Raw genomic sequence first — 25,079 nt, 5'->3', positions numbered from 1 at the left:
GCTATATCAGGTGGATTTGCGACATTACAAGGTGGATGGTAATTGTTACAGCATAAAGCATATTGTATTTGAGAGAATGGAAGTTAATGGCAGAGTCGTCAGTAAAAGGCAAAAAAAGTCTACTTAAATCCAGTTTGCTGGTGGGTAGTATGACAATGTTGTCTCGTGTGCTCGGACTCGCGCGGGATGTTGTCATTGCGCAAGGATTTGGAGCGGGAGCTAGTGCCGATGCATTTTTTGTTGCCTTTAAAATTCCTAATTTTTTGCGTCGGCTTTTTGCTGAAGGGGCTTTTGCTCAAGCGTTTGTGCCGGTTCTTTCTGAGTATCGGACTAAAGGGAGTCTGGCAGCGGTAAAAGAACTGGTGAATCAGGTCGCAGGAACGCTTGGCTTGGTGCTGATTGTTTTAACGGCGCTGGCGATTCTTGGAGCCCCTTTGCTTGCTATTCTTTTTGCTCCCGGTTTTTATATGCATGATGCAGCCAAATTTGCATTAACTGTAGATATGCTGCGAATTACCTTCCCCTACCTGATGTTGATCTCCTTGACGGCTTTTGCGGGCTCAATTCTTAATAGTTACGATCGTTTTCTGGTGCCCGCCTTTACTCCAGTGTTACTCAATTTGTCGTTAATCGGTTCTGTTTTTTGGTTGCAGCCCTGGTTGGATACTCCCGTGATGGCGCTTGCCTGGGGGGTCCTTATTGCGGGGGTTTCACAGCTGTTGTTGCAGTTGCCGTTTCTCGTTGGACTCGGTTTGTTGCCTAATCCAAAAGTTGGTTTTAGGGATGAAGGGGTGCAACGAATCATGAGGTTGATGTTGCCGGCTATTTTTGGTGTTTCCGTTAGCCAGATTAATCTTCTATTGGATACGGTCCTGGCTTCTTTCTTAAAAACGGGGAGTGTTTCCTGGCTCTATTTTTCCGATCGTTTGGTTGAATTGCCGCTAGGAGTGTTTGGGATAGCTATCGCTACCGTCATTTTGCCAAGTTTGTCGCGAAAGCATAGTGAGCAGTCGGCTGATGCGTTTGCTAAAACTCTGGATTGGGCGGTAAGAATGGTATTGCTGATAGGGCTGCCAGCGGCTTTGGCACTCTGGTTGCTGGCGGAGCCGCTGATTATAAGTCTCTTCAAGTACGGGGCCATGGAGGAACGCGATGTTGTTATGACTGCTTTTAGCCTTAGAGCTTACAGTTTGGGTTTGTTGGCCTTTATGTTGATCAAGGTTTTGGCTCCTGGGTACTTTTCCCGGCAGGATACCAAAACTCCCGTGACTATCGGTATCAAAGCCATGGTTGCAAATATGGTTCTTAATTTATTGCTGATTTATCCTATGCAGCATGCAGGGTTGGCGCTAGCTACTTCGTTGAGTGCCTTTGCTAATGCGGCAATGTTATTGCGTGGGTTGTTGCGTGAGGAGATATTTCGGTGGCAGGAGGGTTGGTCTCGGTTTGCTTTTCAGCTGTTGGCGGCCAATATGATCATGGCCGTTTTTCTGTTGTATTTGACACCGTCTACGGATCAATGGCTCGATTGGGTTGTATGGGACCGGGCATTGAATCTGGGTGGGCTCTGTATTGGCGGAGCAGGTCTTTATCTTATGATGCTGTGGTGTATGGGGCTGAGAATCTCTGATTTACGCCATTAAAGTCGGGGCCTATGGTTGTCTGATAGGGTTGGGTTGTATTCTGCTGCTCATTGCTAGGGTATAATGCGCTGTTTTTTTATTTTGTTCGGGTGTAAAACACTGCATGGAGTTAATCAGGGGTCTTCACAATCTGCGTGATCAGCACCGTGGCTGCGTTGCGACGATTGGTAATTTTGATGGGGTTCATTTGGGACACCATCAGATACTGAAGCAGGTCAGCGAAAAAGCCATGGCGCTTGGGTTGCCTTCTGTTGCGATTACTTTTGAGCCTCAGCCACGAGAGTTTTTTCAAGGAGACAAGGCTCCCCCCAGATTAACAAGATTTAGAGATAAGCTGGTGTTGTTGCAACAGCATCAGATTGATCGAGTGTTTTGTTTGCATTTTAACCAGCGTTTGCGATCGTTGACGGCTGAGGCATTTATCGATCAGTTGCTTTTGAATGGGCTCGAAGTAAAGTACTTCGTTGTTGGTGATGATTTTCGTTTTGGTTGTGATCGGGCGGGGGATTTTGAACTTCTTCGCCAGACCGGAAAAACACATGGTTTTACCGTAGTGAATACTGCTACTTATCTGGTTGATGGTGAGCGCGTGAGTAGTAGTCGGATTCGAAATGTGTTGGCCAGTCATGATTTTGAACTTGCTGCTCGTCTGTTAGGTCGACCTTATACACTTAGTGGTAAAGTTGTTCATGGGCAAAAGCTTGGGCGTCAGCTAGGTGTGCCAACAGCAAACTTATCGTTACAACGAAAGCAGCTGCCCTTTTCCGGAGTGTTTGTCGTTGAGGCTGTTACCGAGAGTGGTGAGCGATACCGCGGAGTTGCTAATGTGGGAGTTCGTCCTACCCTGGACGGCGTTTCACCTCTTTTGGAGGCGCATCTGTTCGATTTCGATAATTCGATATATGGGCAGCGATTGGTCGTTGAATTTAAAGGGTTTGTCCGTCCAGAGAAAAAGTTTGAGAATCTGACGAGTCTTACTGAGCAAATACAAAGTGATATTGAGTTCGCTAAAGCATGGAGTCCGGCCTGAATGGCACGAGACTGATAATTAAGCTTATGTTGTTCTTTGATCAAAGTTAAAAGTTAATAGCTAAAAGTGAAGCAGCGTGATGACTGACTATAAAGATACCCTGAACCTGCCGCAAACGGACTTTCCGATGCGTGGCAACTTGGCCAAACGTGAGCCAGAAGTGCTCAAAGAATGGGATCGGCTGGGTCTCTACCAAAAGATTCGTGAAGTCAGTCAAGGGCGTGAGAAGTTCATTTTGCATGATGGCCCTCCTTATGCGAATGGTGATATTCATATTGGTCATGCAGTTAATAAAATATTAAAAGACATTATCGTTAAGTCACGAACTCAGGCCGGGTTTGATGCCCCTTACGTGCCTGGGTGGGATTGCCACGGATTGCCGATTGAGCATAAGGTGGAGACGCTTATCGGTAAGGCCGGGACCAAAAAAACGTTTAAGGAATTCAGGCAAAAATGCCGGGACTATGCGCTTAAACAAGTTAATGGACAGAAGCAGGATTTTATCCGCTTGGGCGTACTGGGTGATTGGGACAACCCTTACCTGACCATGAACTTTAAAACAGAAGCCAACATCATTCGTGCATTGGGTAAGATTGTTGAAAATGGGCATCTGGTAAAGGGCTATAAGCCTGTTTACTGGAGTGTGGTAGGGGCTTCAGCGCTGGCTGAAGCAGAAGTTGAATATCAGGATAAAACCTCCACCGCCATTGATGTGCGATTCAGAGCAGTGGACCAGCAATCTTTTATCGATTGTTTTGAGCTTGAAGGTGAAAGTGAGGGAGACGTTAGTGCTGTTATCTGGACAACAACGCCATGGACCTTACCTTCGAATCAGGCTGTTTCATTAAATGCTGAACTCGATTATCTGTTGGTTGAAGTCGATCTGGGAGCTGGTAAAGAGCGTATCCTCTTGGTGCAGGCGCTACTTGAAGAAGCCATGAATCGATATGCTGTTGAAGACTATCGTGTTGTTGGTCGCTGTAAAGGCCTGGCACTGGAAAATCAGCTTCTGAAGCATCCTTTTAATGGCAAACAAGTACCAGTCATTCTCGGGGATCATGTTACTGTCGACGCGGGTACAGGAGCGGTTCATACTGCACCTGATCATGGCGTCGAAGACTTTGTTGTGGGACAGAAATATGCCATTGAAACGCTTAATCTGGTTGATGGGCATGGCATTTTTGTTGAGGCAGCTGGGCAATTTGCGGGACAGCACGTTTACAAAGTAGATGACGAAGTTGTCGCTCTGCTGCGTGATAAGGGTTGCTTGATCAAGTCGGTTAAATTTGAACACAGTTATCCCCACTGCTGGCGCACCAAGACGCCATTGATCTATCGTGCTACGCCGCAGTGGTTTATTAGCATGGATGAGAAAAACCTCAAAGCGGATGCGCTGGAGGCAATTAAAGGAGTGCAGTGGTTCCCAGGTTGGGGGCAGAATCGTATTGAAGGGATGGTTCAGCAGAGCCCGGACTGGTGTGTGTCACGTCAGCGAACTTGGGGGGTGCCTATTGCGCTGTTTATCCACAAAGAGACGCAAGAACCTCACCCTGAGACGACTCGGTTAATTGAGGCGGTAGCTAAACGAGTAGAAGAAAGTGGTATCGATGCTTGGTTTGAGCTGGAGCCTGATGAATTACTCGGAGCGGAGGCGGATCAGTACATTAAGGTTAATGATACTCTGGATGTTTGGTTTGACTCAGGCGTGACTCATTACTCTGTCTTGGATCAGGATGATGACCTGGGCTTCCCTGCCGATCTTTATCTAGAAGGTTCTGACCAGCATAGAGGCTGGTTTCAGTCTTCCTTGAAGACGGGGATTGCGATAAAAGGTGTGGCTCCCTACAAGCAGGTGCTTACTCACGGTTTTACTGTTGACCAGGATGGTCGCAAAATGTCCAAGTCAATGGGCAATGTGGTTGCTCCGCAGACTGTGATGAATAAGTACGGTGCTGACATCCTGCGTTTATGGGTGGCTGCCACTGACTTTAGCGGGGAGATGGCTGTTTCTGATGAAATTCTGAAAAGAACCGCTGATTCTTATCGCCGGATTCGAAATACATCACGCTTTTTACTGTCGAATCTCAATGGTTTTGACCCTGCGCTCCATGCGGTGCCTGCGGGAGATATGTTGGCACTGGATCGTTGGGCCGTTGATAGAGCTTCACAATTGCAAAAGGAGATTACTGAAGCCTATACAAACTATCAATTTCTGAATGTTTACCAGAAGGTTCATCATTTCTGTGCTCAGGACCTTGGTGGCGTTTATCTGGATATTATCAAGGATCGCCAATATACCACTCCGGCAGATAGTCTGGCCCGCCGTTCCTGCCAGACAGCACTGTTCCTTATCATGGAGGCGATGGTACGCTGGATAGCCCCTATTCTTAGTTTTACTGCAGAAGATATCTGGAAGCAGCTTCCTGGTGAGCGTGCTGAATCAGTACACCTCGAGACCTGGTATCAGGAGCTATTTGAATTGGATGGCAGCGAACTCATGGGGCGTGACTTTTGGCAACAAATCCTGGATGTAAAGAATGCTGTTAATAAAGAGCTGGAAAACCAGCGTAATGCCGGCATTGTAAAGTCTGGGCTTAGTACTGACGTGGTGCTCTATGCCGAACCCAATTTGAAATCAGCCCTGGAGCGCCTTGGAGACGAGTTGCGGTTTGTTCTAATTAGTTCTTCTGCCAGTGTAGAAGCACTTGTTGATGCAGCATCCGATGCCAAGGATACTGAATTGGCTACATTGAAGTTGAAGATCAGCTTGAGCACTGATGAGAAGTGCTGTCGTTGCTGGCATCTTCGAAAGGATGTAGGTACGCATGCCGATCATCCGGAACTTTGCGGTCGTTGTGTTGAAAACGTAGAAGGCGAAGGAGAGCGGCGCGCTTACGCCTGATCTATGATAAACACGTCTAATCAGCCTTCAGGGCTAAGCTGGATCTGGCTTAGTGTTGTTATCTTGCTGCTCGATCAGGGCAGCAAGTTTGTGGCTACACAATGGCTTGTTTATGGCGAGCCTGTGGTGCTATTGCCTTTTTTTGATTTGACCTTGCTGCATAACAAAGGGGCAGCTTTCAGCTTTTTAGCTAGCCAGGGAGGCTGGCAGCGTTGGTTCTTTTCAGCAGTTGCTTTGGGAATGTCGCTGTATTTGATTGTCTGGCTGAAAAAAACGCCTCGGACAATGATTTTGCAAGCGTTAGCTCTGTCGCTTATTTTAGGTGGGGCCGTCGGTAATTTGATAGACCGTGTGCTATTGGGTTACGTGGTGGACTTTATATCTCTGCATTGGCAGCACTACTATTATCCGGCGTTTAATATCGCTGACTCTGCGATTAGTGTTGGCGCAGTATTGTTGCTTTGGGATATGTTTGTTGTAAACCGAAGTGGCGTTAACACTGCGTCATAGTGAGAGAAAACTGTAGGTATCATTGATGTCTGAGCAAGTGATAGGCCCGGGGAAGACAGTCACACTTCATTTCGCCATTAAATTGGAAGATGGTGAAGTTGTTGATTCGACCTTTGATAAAAGTCCTGCAACCTTTTCTGTGGGGGATGGTAACTTACTTAAAGGTTTTGAATTGGCACTACATGGCTTAAAGCCCGGTGATGAATCAACGTTGAGAATTGTTCCGGAGCAAGCTTTTGGTATGCCAAACCCTAACAATGTTCAGGTTATATCAAGAGACCGGTTCAAAGATCTTGAATTGGAGCCGGGACTGATGATTGCCTTTGCGGATGCCGGGCAAAGCGAACTTCCTGGAATGGTTAAATCTTTTGATGAACAGCAAGTGACCGTTGATTTTAATCATCCACTGGCAGGTCGAACGCTTTATTTTGACGTCAACATCTTAGATGTCGAAACGGCCTGATTTCAAGCACTCTGTTCCACCGATTTCCTGAATGCTGTCAGTTTTATGCATTCAGGAACTTCCAAATCTTTCCTGTTGTATTCTCCCCTAGGTAGTTTTATTGACTTAACTCAAGTTAATGACTACGCAAAAACTAAACGGTTGTTCTACTCTTAGTGTAGATAGGTCCGACTAGTCGGTGGCATAATGCTGCCAACAGCGACAAAATAGGTTGTAGTTTCTCACTGAAAAACAGTATGTTGGTGTGGATAGATACAACTACTTTGTGACAACGTACTCTAAGGGATGTTAGAAATATATGTCAGCCGTATCACGATCGCACTCGGAAGTAACAACGTCTGGTGGTTTTACTCTGATAGAGCTGATGGTGGTGTTGGCTATTGTTGCTATCTTGCTACTGGTGGCTACTCCCAATTATGATTCGATGATTATTGGCAGTAAAGTAGACAAGGCTCGATACGCTCTTGCATCCAGTCTTGCCTTTGCACGAACTGAAGCGGTAAAGCGGGGAGAAACAGTATCCCTATGTCTCGGTAGCAGCGATGGAAACTGCGGAACAGATGATACGAATAATCCTGTTAGTTGGGTGGGGACGGGTTGGCGAGTATTAGTGGCGGCAGACAACCAGACCTTGCGGAGAACAGAAAACTCGATTACCGGAGTTGATATTAACTACAGCTGCGGAGATTTTATTTCGTTTGGCGCAAGCGGGGAAAGACGATCTGGTTCTGGTGAGTGTTCTTTTTCATTCAGCGATAGCGGCGGAGATCCCAGTTACGATAAAAACCTCTGGATAAACACCGTTGGACGGGTGCGAATGAACTAATACTTACAAGGATCTTTAGAAAAGCCAAAGGAGGTAGGCTGTTGCGGCAACAAAAGAAAATAATTAAAAAAACCAATCAGGGTTTTACTCTGATAGAAGTGCTTGTGTCTGTATTGGTCTTGTCTATCGGTATCTTTGGTCTGATTGCTCTGGAAAGTGTCGCCCTTAGAAACAATCAGGATGCTTACTTACGTAGTCAAGTAACAGTACTCATCTATGACGTTGCTGACAAAATGCGATCTAACATGGGAGTCGATTATTCCACTATATCTGCTTCCAACTCAACCTCTTGTGTTAGCTATTCAGGGGCTATTTCCACTTGCACTGCAACGCAAATTGCACAGCGAGATCTTTTTGACTGGCAGACTACTATCACCTCAATACTACCTTCTGGCACCGGAAGTATTTCTGTTTCCGGGGGCGTAACTTCTGTGGCTATTAGTTGGGATGATGACCGCAACCCTGCGACCTCTGCAGCATCTCTATCAATGAGTTTTGAATTATGAAAAAGGCTCCAGAGAATCAGAAATTGATAGTCGGTTCTTCTATGTTGGGTTTTTCAATGGTTGAGTTGATGGTTGCTTTAGCGCTGGGGCTCTTGTTAACCGCAGCCGTGTTACAAACTTTTGTCAGCTTGAAGCAAACGTATGAATTTCAGGAAGAATTTTCACGAATTCAGGAAAATGGTCGTTTTGGAATTGAATTTCTAACACGAGATATTAGAGGAGCCGATTTCTGGGGGTGTAATTCAGACGGTATCGGTACATCAATCAGGGATCATCTTAATCCTAGCAGTGATGCTGCATATAGTTTTGGAGTAGGCGTAGATGGTACGGATGGTTCATCAGGAGTCAATACTGCATCAGATAGTCCAGATACACTAGTTTTAAGAGGGGCATCTGGTTTCGGGGCTAATGTGGTTGTGGTTCCTGCAACGACTGCTGCTGCCTTACAGATAAGTAATAATAGTGGCTTAGTAGAAGATGAAATTGTTTTACTGAGTGATTGTTCTCATGGTGAAATTTTTCAGGTAACCAATAATCCTAGCGCAGGTGGCACCGCTAACTTTGATCTTGTAACCCATAATACTGGGAATACGTCTGTGGGGCCTGGAAATGCGACTCAAACATTGCAAAAAATATATGCTACAGACGCTCAAATTTATAGAGCTAGTAGCGTGACTTACAGTATCGCCGACGGTGCTAGTGGTGAACCGGCACTTTTTAGAAATGGTGATGAATTGGTCGAAGGTGTTGAGAACTTTCAAGTTATGTATGGGGAGGATACGGATAGTGATGGGGCGCCGAATTATTACGTGCCTGCCGGCGCTGCGGGGCTGAATATGGATCAAGTGGTAAGCATTCATATATCGCTACTTATTCGCAGCCTCCGTGACAACCTGACTGAAGCTGCGCAGAGTATTCAATATAACGGGGCGACGCTTTCCCCAGGAGATCGAAGAGTTCGAAAGGTATTTAGTTCCCGTGTCGCTGTTCGGAACCGTTTGGACTAGAGGAGTCTAGAGCATTGTTGAAACAAAAAACGCTCCATTCAAACCTTATGCGTGAAGATGGTGCAACGCTAATTGTCTGCATGATTATTTTGATAGTTATTACTTTCCTCGGAGTTGGCAGTATCCAAGATACTACAATGGAAGAAAAAATGGCTGGAAATATGAAGAATAGAAACATGGCTTTTCAAGCAGGGGAAAGTGCTCTCAGAGGAGCAGAAAACTATTTGCTTACGACTGTGACGTTACCTGATTTTGATGGTACTACCACAGGCTTAATTAAACAGATTCCAGGGAATACTACTGCGCCAGATAAGTGGACGGAATCGCAGTGGTCAGCGTCTGCTGCCGCCTATAGCGGTGGGGCAATCGGTGGTGTAAGTACCGCTCCTCGATATGTAATTGAAAAGCTGGACTCGACTTTACCCAGCCCTAGTGCACAGGCTGCACAGGCATTAGAGAGTAAGACTCTGTATCGAATTACAGCGCGAGCTACTGGCGGGACTGATTCTTCCAAGGTCATTTTACAATCTATCTATAAACGATAAAAAGGCCCACTTAAGGCCAAGTGAGTTTGTTATGAAATTGCCGCTATTTTCGAAAGTAGTATCTATCTTAGGCTTTGCTGTGATTGCGATCAGTTTTTCTGCCTTTGGTGCGGTGTCGCAGGTGCCTCTTTATCTAGCTACCACTGCAGACCCTAACGTTTTGTTTAACATGTCGGTTGAATCACCTATGGGTGGTGCTGCTTATAACGATCAGCCAGATACGTTGGCGGGAGGTGCCGTCTGTAATGGTAGAGTGAACGACGGTGGTACTGTCGGTGCTTGTTATTTTAAGACCGAAACTTACTTGGGTTACTTTGATTCTAATAAATGTTACGCATATACAAGTAATTCCCCCGGTTATTTTTACCCAACAGGCGTAACCAATACTGACCACGAATGTTCAGGAGCGTACAGTGGTAACTTTATGAACTGGGCCTCTATGACTGCTATCGATATGTTTATCTGGACGATGACCGGAGGTAATCGAATAGTGGATACTACATCAGAGACAATTATCCAAAGGGCACGAAAGCAAAATAATAATGGCTGGTACCCTCACAAGTTAGTGAAAGCAACTCAGAATGTATCCCCTTCAACTGTAACTCCTTGGTCTGATAGCGCCATATATATTACTAATACATCGTTTGGTATTTCATTTGGTACTACGATAGGAGGGACCGAAAAAGGTACTTTCAATCTGCAAGTTAAGGTGTGCGACTCTTCCGTAGGATTGGAATCTAATTGTATCGAATATACTGATGGCTCAACGTATTACAAACCTGAGGGACTGATACAGGATAAATCTGACAGTATGCGCTTTGCTGTTACGAGCTTTTCGAAAGATGGCTCTCAGAGTCGTGACGGTGGCGTACTCCGAGCAAATATGAAGTATGTAGGAGCTACCGAGCCTGATGGTAATGGTGGTACGCGAATAAACCCTAACGGTGAAGTTACAACAGGAGGGTTATTAGTGAATAACCCCAACCCTAGTGACGCTACCGCAAGTGGTGTTAGTAATTCTGGGGTTATTAACTATCTAAATAAGTTTAGTGAATCAGGTTACAAAAGTTATGATCCGGCTGCTGAGCTTTTTTATGAGTCTTTGCGGTACTTTAAAAATTTGGGCAGAACCCCTGAATATGCCGATGGATTGTCAGTTGCTAATATGGGGGGGTTTCCGGCAATTACAAATTGGGAAGATCCTATACAGTACAGCTGTCAAAAAAACTTTATTGTTGGTATCAACGATGCGAATCCTTGGCTGGATAAAAGACTACCCGGTACTCATTTTACTACGGCCGATTTTTCGGGGCGAACTTTAACCGCAGCCGACTATGGTGAGCCCTCTAACTCAGATACGAGCATTAATGTCACTAGCCTTACCAATGAAGTGGGGCGGCTGGAAGGGTTAAACGGTACCAGTCAATGCATTGGCTGTGTGGATGGTAACTGTAATTTAAGTGCAACGAACAAAACGATTTCTAGTCTCGGGGAGGTAATGGGAACCTGTCCTTATGGACCCAAAGAGAACTCTTACTATATTGCAGGTTTGGCCCATTATGCGAATACAAATGATTTGCGCACTGAGTCAGCTATGCCTGGCGAGCAGACTGTTGCCACTTTTATGATTGATACGCAGGAATATAATGCTAACCCCCTGACTGGCCAAATGAATATGCTCTGGTTGGCTGGTAAGTATGGTGGATTTATTGATTCTAATGGCAATGATGAACCTGATTTACAGAGTGAGTGGGATGAAGATGCGGATGGCGAACCGGATAATTATGTGCTCGCCTCTCGTCCAGATAAGTTAGTGACTGGGCTTTCAGAGGCTTTTGCTGAAATAGAGGAGCGCTCTTCTACAGCCTCGGCTATCACTACCAACTCGGCACAATTAAGTACGGATAGCAACGCATACCAAGCTAAATTTAACAGCGGCAACTGGAGCGGTCATCTTTATGCCTTGCCTGTTTCTGCCACTGCCACTTTGGGTACGGCTACTTGGGATGCTGCGGAGGAACTACCAGCTCATGGTAGTCGTAACATCTATTCATGGAATGCTGCCAGTACAGCTGCTTTTTCTTTTGATACTAGTAATTTGGCAACAATTCAAGCAGTTGCTCCAACTTTGGGCACTGATGAGGTGAATTACATACGAGGTGATCAAAGAAAGGAACAGCAAAATGGTGGAAATTTCCGTAACCGCCCTAATGAAACGGCCCTGGATGGCAGCATTTATGGGAATGTTCTAGGAGATATTGTTAACTCAGACCCTCAATATGTTAGTTATCCGAATTTTGGGTATGTAGGCTTGGGTGGTACGGAAGGGAGTGATTATGCAGTATTTAGAACTGGAGCATCCTACCTAGCGCGAAAAGAAATGCTTTATGTTGGCGGAAATGATGGAATGCTGCATGCTTTTGATGCAGACACTGGTGTAGAGGTTTTTGCTTATATCCCCCGTTCAATAACTAGTAATCTTGAGGCGCTTACTAAGCCTAATTATTCTCATAAATACTATGTTGATGGTTCTCCTCATGTTGGGGATGCCTACATTGATCATGATGGTGATTCAGATAACGAGTGGCGTTCGATTCTTGTTAGTACAACGGGGGCTGGTGGTAAGGGAGTTTTTGCATTAGATGTTACATTCCCTGATTCATTTTCCACAACTAATGTTCTTTGGGAAATAGATGATACAACTACGGGTTTTTCAGACCTTGGGTACACGCTTGGACAAGTCACAATTGTACGCTTAGCTACTGGTGAATGGGGAGCTGTGTTTGCTAATGGATATGATAGTAGCAGTGGTAAGGCGGTTATCTATATTGTTGATTTGGAAGACGGTTCGTTGATTGCTGAATTTGATACCGAAACGACGGGTAATGGAATGTCGACGCCATTTGTTGCTGACACCGATAGGGATTATATTGCAGATACTATTTATGCCGGTGATCTAAAAGGAAATCTTTGGAAAATAGACATTAGTAGTAGCGCCAACTCTAATTTGTGGGACTTTTCTTTCCATGATGGACCTGGGGCAAATGCCGCCCCCGAGCCTTTATTCATTGCTAAAGATTCATCCGGTGCTACACAAGCTATTTCAGCATCTCCCCAGGTAGGGTGGCATTCTGACAATGGAATGATGATCTATTTTGGTACGGGAAAATATTATGAAACCAACGACAATATTGTCGGTACAACCCCCCAGATTCATAGTCTATATGGAGTCCAGGATGATGGTACCACTCAAGTCAATAGCGACCGTTCAGAGCTTGTTGGTCAAGCAATATTGAGTGAAGTGGGCGCTTTTGGTTTTCAGATACGTATAACGGAACAGAATGCTCAAGGTTCAGGAAAAAAGGGATGGTACATTGATTTGAAACTTTCTACAGAAACTGATGGTGATGGAGAGAGAGTCGTCAATATGCCATTGCTGAGAGGGGACAGAGTGTTTTTTACCACATTAGTTCCTTCTGCTGATCACTGTACTGCTGGTGGTGAAAGTTGGCAGATGGAGCTGAACGCAATAACTGGAGGGCGTCTTGATAGTTCTCCATATGATTTAAATAGTGATGGCGTGATTGATGATGGTGACATGATAACTATCACTCATGCTGATGGAACGACTGAAAAAGTGGCATATACAGGGATCCGAAAAGATGGGTTGGGTATAACTGACAATCCTGCTTCTTTAGAGGACGGGGATAAAGCATGGGATATTTTTAGTGGTTCTAGTGGTGATACGGTAGCGCTTCAAAGAGAGAGTAGTGATCCAAGTGGTCGTCAGGCTTGGCAAGAGTTGCAGAACTAGATTTAGAGGATGAAATGTTTGAAATACATTAATCATAAGCCTTATTGTGGAGGTGTGACTCTACTCGAACTAATGATAGTGGTTGCTATTATTGGAATCATCGCTGCAGTTGCCTATCCCTCTTATCTGGAGTTTGTAAACTCTTCTCGCAGGGCTGATGCTCAAGCTGCGCTAATGTCTTTTGCCGGTGCTATGGAACGTCATTTTACAATTAATGATTCCTATTGTGGTGCTGCTACAACAACCGTGGGCACTTGTGCCAATGCCACAGGCGCGCCAACAATTTTTCCGACTGAGTCTCCTTTAGACGGAACTGATAAATATTATGATTTAGCCGTATCCTCTGCCACGGCTAGCACATTCGTATTAATAGCAACCCCAAAAGGGGCCCAGTCATCGGATAGCTGTGGGACCATGTCTGTGGATGCTACAGGTGCTAGAACGTCTCAAGGAACAGATTGCTGGCAATGATTTTATGCCTTGTTATCATTATTAACTGAATCATAAGCCGGTCTTTGAGTATCAGGTTTATGAGTCATCGTGGTCTAACTGGAGTATCGAATGATCTAGAATTGGTAGACTAGTGAAGTGATATAGAAAACTACAAATTAACTGTCAGGGAATGACGGGAGAATATAAAATGCGCAAGGATGCGTTTGTTCGGTGCTGGAGTGCACCTGAGTTTTTACCACTGGCTTTTAAGCAGTCTGGTTTGACGCTTGTTGAGTTGGTTGTAACATTAGTTTTAGCGATCATCTTATCCACGCTTGGAGTGCAAAGCTTTGAGCATCTGTTCGGCCAGTCCCTTGCTGACTCCTCTATCTATAGTTTAAGAACTGCACTGGCGTTGGCCCGTAGTGAGGCTGTTTCACGCAATGCCAGCGTCGTTTTATGCCGTCAAGGGGATCTGCATCAAAACTGCGCCGGTTCTAGTGCCAGAGGGCGGCCAGACTGGAGTCGTGGGTGGTTGCTTTTTGTTGATGTTGACAGAGACAAAATTCTGGATACGAGTAAAGGAGACCAGATCCTAAGAGAGTTTCCCGCCTTGAACACCTCTGTGGTTCTGCGTTGGAATCGTGGGGATTACGTTGCTTACCAGGAGTCTGGTCGTTTGCATTCGCTAAACGGAACTTTCTGTCTGCGCAATGGGAGTGGATCTACAGATCATCTGCGAGAGCTTAAAATTCCGTATACGGGTCGTGTTCGTATTACCAGTGGTGAGTGCAGTTTTACCTGGTGACGATATAAAAGGGGTCTGTCTGATTTTTTTGTGTCTGACTTTCCTTTGTCAACAGGCAAGACACTGGCCTAGATATTAATTCTGACTGGCTGTTGCCTGTACAGGCTTGGCTGTCTATTGTGAGTGAGCTTCAAATATGATCTTTGCGATTCTCTGAGGATAGGGCAAATAATGGTGGTTGCAGTTAATGACTAGTTTCGATGTTCTTATTGTCGGTGGTGGCGTGATTGGCATGATGACGGCGCGGGAGCTGGCAAATGGTGGTGCCAAGGTTTTGGTGGTTGACAAGGGGAACTTGGCCTCTGAAGCCTCATGGGCAGGAGGAGGAATAGTTTCACCTCTTTATCCCTGGCGTTACAACGATGCCATAACTGCTCTGGCGTCCTGGTCTCAGAGCAGCTATGTGCGTTTAAGTCAGGAGTTACTGGAAGAGACGGGTATTGATCCTGAGCTACGTCAGAAAGGGTTATTGATGCTTGCGGTAGCAGATGAACGGAATGCGCTGGAATGGGCCAAGCGCTGTCAGCGGCCAATGGTGCAGGTGGCTGCTGATTTTATTTACCAGCTTGAGGCTAATCTTCCTGCAGGTCTGGAGCAGGCGCTGTGGATGCCGGAAGTGAGCAGCATTAGAAACCCTCGTTTGGGGCAATCACTTCAGCGCAGTCTGGAACTGCATCCAAATATTGAACTCAAGTTGAACTGTCCTGTTCTTGCAGTAAACCGTGGTGAGTGCCGGGTCGAGAGTGTTTCAACCGCAGACGGAGACCTGACTGCTGGTCATTATTTGTTGAGTGCCGGGGCCTGGAGCGGTGGGATAGCTGAAGCCGCGGATGTGCAGTTACCGGTTCAGCCGGTCAAAGGACAAATGCTGTTGTTCAAGGCTGAGCCGGGGTTGTTAGATCGAGTTGTGTTGCAAAATGGGCGCTATTTGATTCCTCGAAATGATGGTCGAATTCTGGTTGGCAGTACTTTAGAGTTTGAAGGCTTTAATAAGCGGACAACAGAAGAGGCTTACAAAAGTCTGTATGAATCAGCTATTCGTATCATGCCAAAGCTGGAGCAATATCCTGTGGAAGTTCATTGGTCGGGTTTGAGACCGGGCTCACCGGGTGGTATTCCATTTATTGGTCAGGTGCCTGGAGTTGATAATCTGTATATTAACGCAGGACACTTTCGCAATGGATTGGTGTTAGCGCCTGCCTCATGTCATCTAGTGGCAGATTTAATTTTAGGGAGACAGCCGATGATAGACGAACAACCCTACCAGCTAAAAGCACCAAGGCCGGAGAATTTAATTTAGCAGGACGCTGATATTTAGATGATGGGGTCTGTCAGGACTTTATTTGAGTCGCCCTGACATTTGGTTAATGTGCCGGTTGCTTACGCATTATCATAGAGGGTGGGAATTGCTTGCCGTTTGTGCTGGGTAGCTGAGTAGATACCGATTATCTTGTTTGTCAGCTCGTCGTTAAGATCTTTTCCTTCCAGAAAGTCGTCGATCTGATCATAGCTCAAGCCCAACGCCACTTCGTCGGCTTTTGAGGGAGTAAGGCACTCCAGATCGGCTGTTGGCGTTTTTTCAACAAGCTCTTGGGGAGCGCCAAGAGTTTTTGCCAACAATCTAACCTGGCGTTTACTTAAGCCGAAAAGAGGGGCGAGGTCACAGGCACCATCACCGTACTTGGTGTAAAAACCGGTAATGTTTTCTGCTGAATGGTCTGTGCCAAGCACCAAACCACCCAGCAAACCAGCAACTTCATATTGAGCGACCATGCGAGTGCGAGCTTTCACGTTGCCTTTGACAAAATCAATGGATGTCTCTGATGCGGTCAGCAATCCTGTATTTTGCAGGGCTCCAAGCGTTTCTTCATGGACACCATCGGCACCAAGTTTAATATTGACGGCGATACTTTTAGTTGGATTGATGAATTTCAGCGCAAGCTGTGCATCCTGTTCATCGGCTTGAACGCCGTAGGGAAGGCGGACGGCAACAAAAGTGTAGGCACTACTGGGGGATCGTTCTGCGTTTAGTTGCTCCACAGCGATTTGGGCTAAGCGGCCGCAAGTAGAAGAATCAACTCCACCACTGATACCCAGTACTAAACAGTTCATCCCTGATTTCAAAAGTTGGGCCTTAATGAAATCAATACGTCGCTGAATCTCAAACTGAGGATCTATTTCCGGAAGAACTTTCATCTCCTGGAGGATCATATTGCGGTTCATTTTTTGTTCTCTCTACGGGTCCTATTGACTCAAAAACGATCAATTAACCAAACACTTAAACTAGCCAGGTCAGGAGTTGCGTCTGTTAGTCAAAAACACCGAAGGTAATTGTACTAAACAGTGAACGTTCTTCTTCCTCATCTTCTTTTTTGGCTGAAGAGTTATCATCAGAAGTTTTGACTTGTTTTTTAGGATTCGATTTTCGATTGGGTCTTTGTCTTTTTTTGGGTGCTTCTGCTGCATTTTTATCAAATAAACCGAATGTTGCAGTGTTCAGCAGAGAACGTTCAGCTTCAATCGCAGTTAATTCACTATCAGGAACATAATCGGGAAAGTTACTGTCGAGTACTTCTTGCGCATGGCTGGCGGGATCATCAAGACCCAGCTCTGAGTAGGCTAATACCATAATGGCAAGTGCTGCTGGTATAGCGGGTGTTTCCTGATAATTTTCAACAACGTAGCGGCCACGATTGGCGGCTGCAACAAAGGCTCCACGTTTGATGTAAAAACGAGCAACATGTATTTCGTAGTTAGCCAGTTGATTCTTTAAGTAGAGCATTCGCTTACGGGCATCGGGAGCGTATTGGCTGTTAGGGAAGCGATTCAGCAAAGTGGCGAAATCAGCAAAAGAATCCCTTGCTGCACCTGGATCTCTTTGAGACGGGTCGGTTGGCAGAAAACGATCGGTTAAGCTTTTATCGGCTTCGAAGTTGGTCAGGCCTCTTAAATAGTAGGCATAATCGATGTTGTCATGTTGGGGGTGCAGACGAATAAATCTGTCTGCGGCAGCGATCGCCTGAGCGGCCCGTGACATACGGTAATAGGCGTATATTAATTCAAGTTGTGCCTGCTCTGAATAGCGTCCGAAAGGATAGCGGGATTCCAGTTGTTCCAGCTTTTCGATGGCGACTTGATACTCGCTTTCTTTCAGGCCAGCTATGGCCTCTTCGTAAAGTTGGGATTCAGGTATGTCAAAATCTTCATCATCAACGCCAAACAGTGAGCAGGCACTGATGAGGCTAATAAGAAGCATCAAGAAGAGAGCTTTGATGGTGGGCATGGAAAACTGCATCCTGTTTGTCCCGAGTTTTAAGGCATTTGCCTGATGTCAGCGGGAGTTTCGGTTATACTAGGAGCTTGTCAGGTAGAGTGCTTACCTACGACGAGCGAAACCCGCAAGGCTCCCAAAAGGCTATTTAACCACAGAGCTTTGGCATACGCCAAAGACTACTGTTGCCTCTGAGTGTGGTTTCTCGAACTGTTTTTTTAACTGGGGTATTTAATGTCCGAAGAGATCAATCTTTCTGTCGAGGTTCCTGCTGATTTAGGAGGTTATCGACTGGATCAGGCAATGGCTAAATTGTTTCCAGAATATTCCCGTTCTCGCCTTCAGAGTTGGATAAAAAAAGGAGAGCTGCTTGTTGATGGGAAGCAATTGCGGCCTCGTGATAAGCTGCTGGGTGGCGAGACAATTGAAGTCGGGGCTCAGCTTGAAGTAGAGGAACGCTGGGAGCCTGAAGCCATTGAGTTGGATATTGTTTATGAAGATAACGATATTCTGGTTATTAACAAGCCTGCTGGTTTGGTGGTTCATCCAGCGGCAGGTCATCAAAGTGGCACTTTGCTGAATGCTTTATTGCACCATTGTCCTGGCGCAGCAATGGTTCCCAGGGCCGGGATTGTACACCGGCTTGATAAAGATACCACTGGACTGATGGTTGTGGCGAAAACGATTGAAGCTCAGACAGAGCTGGTTTCGCAGCTACAGGAGCGCTCCATGGGCCGTGAGTATGAAGCGGTGGTGCATCGCGTAATGACCGGTGGTGGAACTGTCAGTGAACCGATGGACCGGCATCCCAAGCATCGTCAGAAAATGTCAGTCCATCCGACAGGTAAGGAAGCGACAACTCATTATCGAGTCCTGAAGAAATTTAGAGGTCATACCCATATTCGCTTGAAGCTTGAGACAGGGCGCACCCACCAGATTCGTGTGCATATGAGCCACATCAATTATCCGTTGGTTGGTGATCAACTTTATGGAGGTCGATTTCGCCAGCCGAAAGGAATTACCCCGGAATTACAGGAAACCCTGAGGGGATTCAAGCGTCAGGCGTTGCATGCGAAAAAGCTTGAGCTATGGCATCCTGGAACGGGAGAGCTGGTCAGTTGGGAAGTGCCTTTACCAGACGATATGGAATTTTTGCTGGACGCTTTGAAAGAAGATGCCAGGTTCCTAGAAGAGGACTGATATGGAGCACTTAAATTCCCCACTGATTGTTCCGGACTGGCCCGCGCCTGAAACTGTTAGGGCTGTGTCCAGTACCCGGCTTGGTGGCTTTAGTGATGCTCCTTATAACAGTTTCAATTTAGGACAGCATGTGGGGGATGATGCTGATAAGGTCATCCGCAATCGCTCCTGTCTGAGTGAGTTGATAGGCAGCGATGTGGCTTTTCAGTGGTTAGAGCAGGTTCATGGTACGGAAGTTGTTTCCGCACAAATAAATGGATTAACTGCTAAAGCTGATGCTTCGTTCACCCGGGATACTCTGGTTGCCTGCTTAGTGATGACAGCTGATTGCTTACCCGTATTATTCTGTGATCGAAGTGGCACTCGGGTAGCTGCGGCTCATGCTGGATGGCGAGGTTTAGCTGATGGGGTGTTGGAAGCAACCGTAAAAGCTCTGAAATGTCCCGCTGAAGACATTCTTTGTTGGTTCGGACCTGCTATTGGTCCGGGGGCTTTTGAAGTGGGAGGGGAGGTTCGCCAACGTTTCTGCGATCAATATTCAGAAGCCTTTGCTGCTTTTAAGCCTTTAGTTAGTGACCAACTCACGGGGCAGGCAGCGAAGGGTACATCCCAAAAATGGCTTGCAGATCTTTATTCGCTGGCGCGTTTGCGTTTAGCGCATATTGGGGTAACCAGCGTTTATGGTGGTGACTATTGTACTTTCAGTGATGCGGAACGCTTTTTCTCTTATCGTCGGGATGGAGTAACGGGTCGTATGGCCAGTCTTGTTTGGCTGGACAGATCCTAGCGTATCGGTCACTGACTCAATCAATCACTCTATCCCTATAATTGCAATCGGGCGTCTGAAAGTATTTTAAAGCGGGCTATTTTTCCCAATCGAGAATGACTTTCCCTGACAAGCCTGAGCGCATAACGTCGAAACCTTGCTGAAAGTCGTCAATTGGGAAATGGTGGGTGATTATTGGCGTCAGGTCCATCCCTGCCTGTATCAAGCTGGCCATTTTATACCAGGTTTCAAACATCTCCCGGCCATAAATCCCTTTGATTGTGACTCCCTTGAAAATCACCTGGGACCAGTCGATGGCGGTATGGGTTGCAGGGATACCTAACATTGCAATCTTGCCACCATGATTGATTTTCTCCAGAATTTGATGAATAGCAGCTGGAACCCCTGACATTTCAAGACAAACATCAAAGCCCTCGGTCATTCCAAGCTCTTGCATTACCTGGCCTAGTTCCTCCTTGTTAACGTTGACTGTGCGTGTCGCTCCCAACTTTGCCGCCAAGTCCAGTCTGTAGGGATTGATATCAGTGATGACTACGTGGCGGGCTCCCGCGTGACGAGCAACGGCAGCAGCCATAATACCAATCGGCCCCGCACCTGTGATGAGTACGTCTTCTCCAACTAAGTCAAAAGCAAGGGCGGTATGTACGGCGTTGCCCAGAGGGTCAAAAATTGCGGCAAGGTCGTCCGAAATGTTGGGAGGAATTTTAAATGCATTGACCGCGGGTATAACCAGATATTCTGCAAAGGCTCCGGGACGGTTTACTCCAACTCCAAAGCTATTACGGCAAAGGTGGCGACGTCCTGCGCGGCAGTTTCGGCAATGACCACAGGTAATGTGACCCTCTCCAGAAACACGGTCCCCGATTTGAAAACCACTGACTTCCTGACCGATCTCAGTGACTGTCCCCACGTATTCATGGCCGACGGTCATAGGGACAGGTATGGTGTTTTGAGACCATTCATCCCAATTGTAAATATGAATGTCAGTACCACAAATCGCTGTTTTGCAAATCTTGATCTGCAGATCATTATGACCAAGCTCTGGAATATCCGTCTCATTTAACCAGATGCCTGTTTCTGGTTTAAGCTTTGATAAACATTTCATTGGGCTGCCCTTTTTCGATTGATCAAGTTATAACGCCAAGTTCACGGCCAATGCGAATAAAAGCTTCAATGGCATGATCGAGTTGTGACCGACTGTGGGCGGCAGATATTTGTGTGCGGATACGGGCCTCTCCTCGGGGAACGACCGGGAATGAGAAACCAATGACATAGATGCCTTCTTCCAGCAAGCGCTCTGCCATTTGCGCTGCGAGGGCGGCATCTCCAATCATTACCGGAATAATCGGATGGTCAGCACCAGCCAGAGTGAATCCGGCCTGTTGCAAATGATTGCGGAAATAGCAGCTGTTCTCATTCAGTTTTTGACGAAGGTCTCCGCTCTCTTTTAATAATCTGATTGTTTGCAGCGATGCCGATACGATTGAGGGAGCTACGGAGTTGGAAAACAAATAGGGGCGGGAGCGTTGACGCAGCCATTGGATGACTTCCTTGCGGCCTGAGGTGTAGCCGCCACTGGCTCCGCCCATGGCTTTGCCAAGGGTGCCGGTAATGATATCAATACGATCAACAACATCGTGAAACTCCGGTGTTCCGCCGCCATTCTCTCCAATAAAACCAACTGCATGTGAATCGTCCACCATCACCAGGGCATCGTACTTTTCTGCCAGATCACAGATCCCTTTTAAATCGGCAATAACTCCGTCCATTGAAAAGACTCCGTCGGTCGCAATGAGACGAAAGCGAGCATCCTGGGTTTTTTGAAGACAGGCTTCCAACTCGTCCATGTTGTTGTTTGCGTATCGGTATCGGCGAGCTTTACTGAGTCTTACTCCATCAATAATGCTCGCATGGTTGAGGGCATCGCTGATAATTGCGTCCTCGTCCGTAAGTAGCGTCTCAAAAAGACCGCCATTAGCATCGAAGCAGGATGAGTAGAGAATGGTGTCTTCAGTGCCCAGAAATTCACTGAGCTGTTGCTCCAGTTGTTTGTGTATATCCTGTGTTCCACAGATAAAGCGTACTGATGCCATGCCAAAACCACGTTCATCCAACCCTCGTTTGGCTGCTTCAACAAGAGCGGGATGGTTTGCCAGGCCGAGATAATTATTGGCACAAAAATTAATGACCGGGCTGCCGTCACAAACCCTGACTTCCGCTTGCTGAGGTGAACAAATTTGCCTTTCCTGCTTGTACAGGCCTTCATCTTGAAGTGCTTGTAGTTGCTGTGAAAGCTGTTCCAAAAATTCATTACTCATTGCATCCCCCGTAAGAAATAATTCTTGTATATTGGAAAACGATCTTAGAGTTTTCCTATGATTCTTTCAACAGTTTCCTGGACAAAAATCCTTTATGCTGAAATTTGGATGTGAGCACGTCTCCGCTGCCCTTGCATCGGTTCTAAATAAAAGAATAGGTTGTTTGTTTAAGGATAGCGGCAAGATCAGCAGATGCTGCTGTGAGTCGTCATGTTTTTATTATTGACTTTTGGTGTTGATCTTGAACTCTGCCAAAGATGACCTCATCTATCTAGTTAACACGCAAACCTGCAGTTTGGCGTCAGACCGCCAGACACTGATTGCGACTATTTATTAGATTCTATTCGAGGGGATTGTTATGAGAATGGATCGCCTGACCAGCAAATTGCAGACAGCATTAGCAGACGCTCAATCTCTGGCTGTGGGGAAGGACCATAACGTTATTGAGCCAGTACATCTGGCCTATTCGCTGTTAGAGCAAAAAGGCGGTTCTATAAAACCTCTTATGACTCAGGCAGGCTTCAATGTTATTCAATTACGGGAAGGGATGCAGGGGGTGCTGAATGAGCTTCCTCGTATACAGAACCCGGATGGCGATCTTAATATGTCGCCTAATCTGGGCAAGATCTTAAACCTGGCTGACAAGTATGCTCAGCAACACAATGACCAATATATATCCAGTGAACTGGTTATGCTGGCGGCTGTTGAAGATCAGGGACCGTTAGGCAAGTTATTGAAAGAGGCTGGAGGTAACAAGGATAGTCTTAAGGCTGCAATTGACGGTCTGCGAGGTGGGGAAGCTGTATCTGATCAAAATGCTGAAGAGAACAGGCAAGCTCTGGAACGCTTTACTATTGATTTGACCGCCCGTGCATCAGAGGGAAAATTGGATCCGGTTATCGGTCGTGATGATGAGATTCGCCGAACGATTCAGGTGTTACAGCGCCGGACAAAAAATAACCCGGTGTTGATTGGTGAGCCAGGAGTCGGAAAGACAGCCATTATTGAAGGTTTAGCTCAGCGAATTATCAATGGAGAAGTCCCCGAAGGTTTAAAAGATAAGCAGGTCTTATCTCTGGATATGGGAACACTGATCGCAGGAGCGAAATACCGTGGTGAGTTTGAGGAGCGCTTGAAGTCAGTATTGAATGAGTTAGCCAAGCAAGAAGGTGGGATAATCTTATTCATTGACGAGTTGCATACCATGGTTGGAGCGGGTAAATCAGAAGGTTCTATGGACGCAGGAAACATGCTGAAACCGGCGTTAGCCCGCGGTGAGCTGCACTGTGTGGGTGCCACAACTCTGGATGAGTATCGCAAATATATTGAGAAAGATGCCGCTCTGGAGCGCAGGTTCCAGAAGGTACAGGTTGATGAGCCTAATGTTGAAGATACGATTGCTATCCTTCGGGGGTTGAAAGAACGCTATGAAATCCATCACGGTGTGGATATTAATGACTCCGCAATCATTGCAGCGGCGAAATTATCCCATCGCTATATTTCTGACAGACAATTACCTGATAAGGCCATTGATTTAATTGATGAAGCAGGCAGTCGTATTCGAATGGAGATGGATTCTAAACCAGAATCTATGGATCGCCTTGAGCGCCGCTTGATTCAGTTGAAAATTGAACGGGAGGCGCTCAAGAAAGAAAAGGATGCTGCTTCTCGCAAGCACCTGCAGGAACTGGAAGATAATATTGATAGAGTTCAGCGGGAGTTTTCAGACCTGGAAGAAGTATGGAAAACCGAGAAGGCTGCGCTGAATGGCTCCCAGCAAATAAAAGAGCAATTGGATCAAGCCCGCCAGCAGATGGAGGTTGCACGTCGTTCCGGTGATCTTGCGCAGATGTCCGAGCTACAGTACGGAGTTGTCCCTGAACTGGAAAAACAATTGGATATGGCCAGTCAGGCAGAGATGCTGGATACCACCCTGCTACGCAATAAAGTCAGTGAGGAAGAGGTTGCAGAAGTTGTTTCCAAGTGGACCGGCATTCCCGTATCAAAAATGCTGGAAGGAGAGCGGGAAAAGCTGTTACGAATGGAAGACGCACTGCATGAATGGGTGGTTGGTCAGGATGAGGCGGTTGTCGCTGTAGCGAATGCTGTTCGCCGTTCCCGGGCAGGTCTCGCTGATCCTAACCGCCCCAATGGTTCCTTTCTGTTCCTGGGACCAACCGGAGTGGGTAAAACAGAGCTCTGTAAATCATTGGCCAGATTCCTTTTTGATACAGAGGAATCGATGGTGCGTATTGATATGTCTGAGTTTATGGAAAAGCATTCAGTGGCTCGGCTTATCGGCGCCCCTCCAGGGTATGTCGGTTATGAAGAAGGGGGGTATTTAACAGAGGCGGTGCGGCGCAAACCTTACTCGGTGCTACTACTTGATGAGGTCGAGAAAGCTCATCCCGATGTCTTCAATGTGCTGTTGCAGGTGCTGGAAGATGGCCGTCTTACTGATGGACAGGGACGAACTGTTGATTTTCGTAACGCTGTCGTGGTTATGACTTCTAATCTGGGCTCTGATTTAATTCAGAACTTTAAGAGCGACGATGAATACAGTGAAATGAAAAACTCGGTCATGGATGTTGTCGGCACACACTTTAGGCCTGAGTTTATAAACCGGATTGATGAGGTCGTTGTATTCCATGCATTAAGACAGGAACAGGTTCGAGGTATCGCTAAAATTCAACTGGCACGACTAGGTCAGCGTTTACGGGAACGGGATCTGAGCTTTCATATTACTGATGAAGCTTTGGATTGCCTTCTGGAAGCAGGCTTTGATCCGGTGTACGGAGCCAGGCCGCTGAAACGTGCGATCCAGCGCTATATCGAAAACCCTCTGGCGGAGGCAATACTGGGAGGACGTTATACTGCTGGAGATGAAATTCGCGCAGAGCTGGTCAATGATGATATTGTATTTAAGTAAAACTCTTTAGCCTGGGATTATTGTCGACCTTGGGCTATTACTCGGTAGTTCCAAACCCTGCAGGCAGTGCTGCCTGCAGGGTTTTTAT

General features: G+C 46.4%; 20 protein-coding genes. 16 read left to right on the top strand and 4 right to left on the bottom strand.

The genetic code is table 11. The features are described 5' to 3' along the window. Window positions 1–86: 86 nt before the first annotated feature. From murJ to thiO, 13 genes are all read left to right on the top strand, one after another. The gene (gene murJ, locus BGP75_RS21105) at window positions 87–1,643 is read left to right on the top strand and encodes a murein biosynthesis integral membrane protein MurJ (RefSeq protein ID WP_076720885.1); all 1,557 of its coding nucleotides are present in this window, start codon (window positions 87–89) and stop codon (window positions 1,641–1,643) included. Between the two features lie 103 nt (window positions 1,644–1,746). Further along, window positions 1,747–2,673, top strand: a complete 927-nt coding sequence (gene ribF, locus BGP75_RS21100) for a bifunctional riboflavin kinase/FAD synthetase (RefSeq protein ID WP_076720883.1) — start codon at window positions 1,747–1,749, stop codon at window positions 2,671–2,673. A 79-nt stretch (window positions 2,674–2,752) separates the two neighbouring features. Continuing rightward, window positions 2,753–5,575: an isoleucine--tRNA ligase gene (gene ileS, locus BGP75_RS21095; protein ID WP_076720881.1), complete on the top strand. Its 2,823-nt coding sequence runs from the start codon at window positions 2,753–2,755 to the stop codon at window positions 5,573–5,575. 3 nt (window positions 5,576–5,578) lie between these two features. Next, window positions 5,579–6,085, top strand: a complete 507-nt coding sequence (lspA, locus tag BGP75_RS21090; RefSeq protein ID WP_076720880.1) for a signal peptidase II — start codon at window positions 5,579–5,581, stop codon at window positions 6,083–6,085. Between the two features lie 25 nt (window positions 6,086–6,110). Continuing rightward, window positions 6,111–6,548, top strand: a complete 438-nt coding sequence (locus BGP75_RS21085; RefSeq protein WP_076720878.1) for a peptidylprolyl isomerase — start codon at window positions 6,111–6,113, stop codon at window positions 6,546–6,548. Window positions 6,549–6,846: 298 nt separating this feature from the next. Beyond that, window positions 6,847–7,374 (top strand): GspH/FimT family pseudopilin, encoded by a 528-nt coding sequence (locus tag BGP75_RS21080; RefSeq protein ID WP_076720876.1) that lies wholly within the window; start codon window positions 6,847–6,849, stop codon window positions 7,372–7,374. Window positions 7,375–7,415: 41 nt separating this feature from the next. Continuing rightward, window positions 7,416–7,880 carry a type IV pilus modification protein PilV gene (pilV, locus tag BGP75_RS21075; RefSeq protein WP_076720874.1) on the top strand — a complete coding sequence of 155 codons (465 nt, stop codon included), beginning with the start codon at window positions 7,416–7,418 and terminating at the stop codon, window positions 7,878–7,880. After that, window positions 7,877–8,887: a PilW family protein gene (locus BGP75_RS21070; RefSeq protein WP_083704966.1), complete on the top strand. Its 1,011-nt coding sequence runs from the start codon at window positions 7,877–7,879 to the stop codon at window positions 8,885–8,887. The genes pilV and BGP75_RS21070 overlap by 4 nt, the downstream gene beginning before the upstream one ends. Before the next feature lie 14 nt (window positions 8,888–8,901). Then, complete coding sequence (locus tag BGP75_RS21065) at window positions 8,902–9,432, top strand: PilX N-terminal domain-containing pilus assembly protein (RefSeq protein WP_083704965.1); 531 nt, start codon at window positions 8,902–8,904, stop codon at window positions 9,430–9,432. 31 nt (window positions 9,433–9,463) lie between these two features. Continuing rightward, the gene (locus BGP75_RS21060) at window positions 9,464–13,246 is read left to right on the top strand and encodes a pilus assembly protein (RefSeq protein WP_076720872.1); all 3,783 of its coding nucleotides are present in this window, start codon (window positions 9,464–9,466) and stop codon (window positions 13,244–13,246) included. A gap of 18 nt (window positions 13,247–13,264) precedes the next feature. Continuing rightward, complete coding sequence (locus tag BGP75_RS27490; protein ID WP_304441983.1) at window positions 13,265–13,717, top strand: type IV pilin protein; 453 nt, start codon at window positions 13,265–13,267, stop codon at window positions 13,715–13,717. Between the two features lie 169 nt (window positions 13,718–13,886). Further along, complete coding sequence (locus BGP75_RS21050) at window positions 13,887–14,486, top strand: GspH/FimT family protein (RefSeq protein WP_158070151.1); 600 nt, start codon at window positions 13,887–13,889, stop codon at window positions 14,484–14,486. A gap of 187 nt (window positions 14,487–14,673) precedes the next feature. Next, entirely contained in the window at window positions 14,674–15,786 is a 1,113-nt protein-coding gene (gene thiO, locus BGP75_RS21045; protein WP_076720866.1) for a glycine oxidase ThiO, read from the top strand. A gap of 80 nt (window positions 15,787–15,866) precedes the next feature. Here the strand turns inward: thiO and nadE are convergent, their stop codons facing one another. Together nadE and BGP75_RS21035 are read right to left on the bottom strand one after the other, a co-directional pair. Next, the gene (gene nadE / locus BGP75_RS21040; protein WP_076720864.1) at window positions 15,867–16,709 is read right to left on the bottom strand and encodes an ammonia-dependent NAD(+) synthetase; all 843 of its coding nucleotides are present in this window, start codon (window positions 16,707–16,709) and stop codon (window positions 15,867–15,869) included. 85 nt (window positions 16,710–16,794) lie between these two features. Further along, window positions 16,795–17,769: an outer membrane protein assembly factor BamD gene (locus BGP75_RS21035; protein ID WP_076720863.1), complete on the bottom strand. Its 975-nt coding sequence runs from the start codon at window positions 17,767–17,769 to the stop codon at window positions 16,795–16,797. 222 nt (window positions 17,770–17,991) lie between these two features. Between BGP75_RS21035 and rluD the strand changes: the two genes are divergently transcribed. Together rluD and pgeF are read left to right on the top strand one after the other, a co-directional pair. Beyond that, complete coding sequence (gene rluD, locus BGP75_RS21030; protein WP_076720861.1) at window positions 17,992–18,957, top strand: 23S rRNA pseudouridine(1911/1915/1917) synthase RluD; 966 nt, start codon at window positions 17,992–17,994, stop codon at window positions 18,955–18,957. Between the two features lies 1 nt (window position 18,958). Further along, window positions 18,959–19,744 (top strand): peptidoglycan editing factor PgeF, encoded by a 786-nt coding sequence (gene pgeF / locus BGP75_RS21025; RefSeq protein WP_076720860.1) that lies wholly within the window; start codon window positions 18,959–18,961, stop codon window positions 19,742–19,744. Window positions 19,745–19,820: 76 nt separating this feature from the next. Here pgeF and tdh read toward each other — a convergent pair whose 3' ends face one another. Further along, on the bottom strand, window positions 19,821–20,849 hold the full coding sequence (tdh, locus tag BGP75_RS21020; protein ID WP_076720858.1) for an L-threonine 3-dehydrogenase: 1,029 nt from the start codon (window positions 20,847–20,849) through the stop codon (window positions 19,821–19,823). Window positions 20,850–20,871: 22 nt separating this feature from the next. Beyond that, window positions 20,872–22,062: a glycine C-acetyltransferase gene (locus BGP75_RS21015; RefSeq protein ID WP_076720857.1), complete on the bottom strand. Its 1,191-nt coding sequence runs from the start codon at window positions 22,060–22,062 to the stop codon at window positions 20,872–20,874. A 358-nt stretch (window positions 22,063–22,420) separates the two neighbouring features. On the opposite strand from BGP75_RS21015, the gene clpB reads away from it, so the two are divergent. Beyond that, a complete protein-coding gene (gene clpB, locus BGP75_RS21010) occupies window positions 22,421–24,991 on the top strand; it encodes an ATP-dependent chaperone ClpB (protein ID WP_076720854.1) in 2,571 nt (856 codons plus the stop codon). Window positions 24,992–25,079: the final 88 nt, after the last annotated feature.

The organism is Motiliproteus sp. MSK22-1, assembly GCF_001968815.1.
Lineage (GTDB): Bacteria > Pseudomonadota > Gammaproteobacteria > Pseudomonadales > Balneatricaceae > Motiliproteus.
Note: the sequence above shows the minus strand (reverse complement) of the source record. Positions and strands in the feature narration are given on the sequence as shown.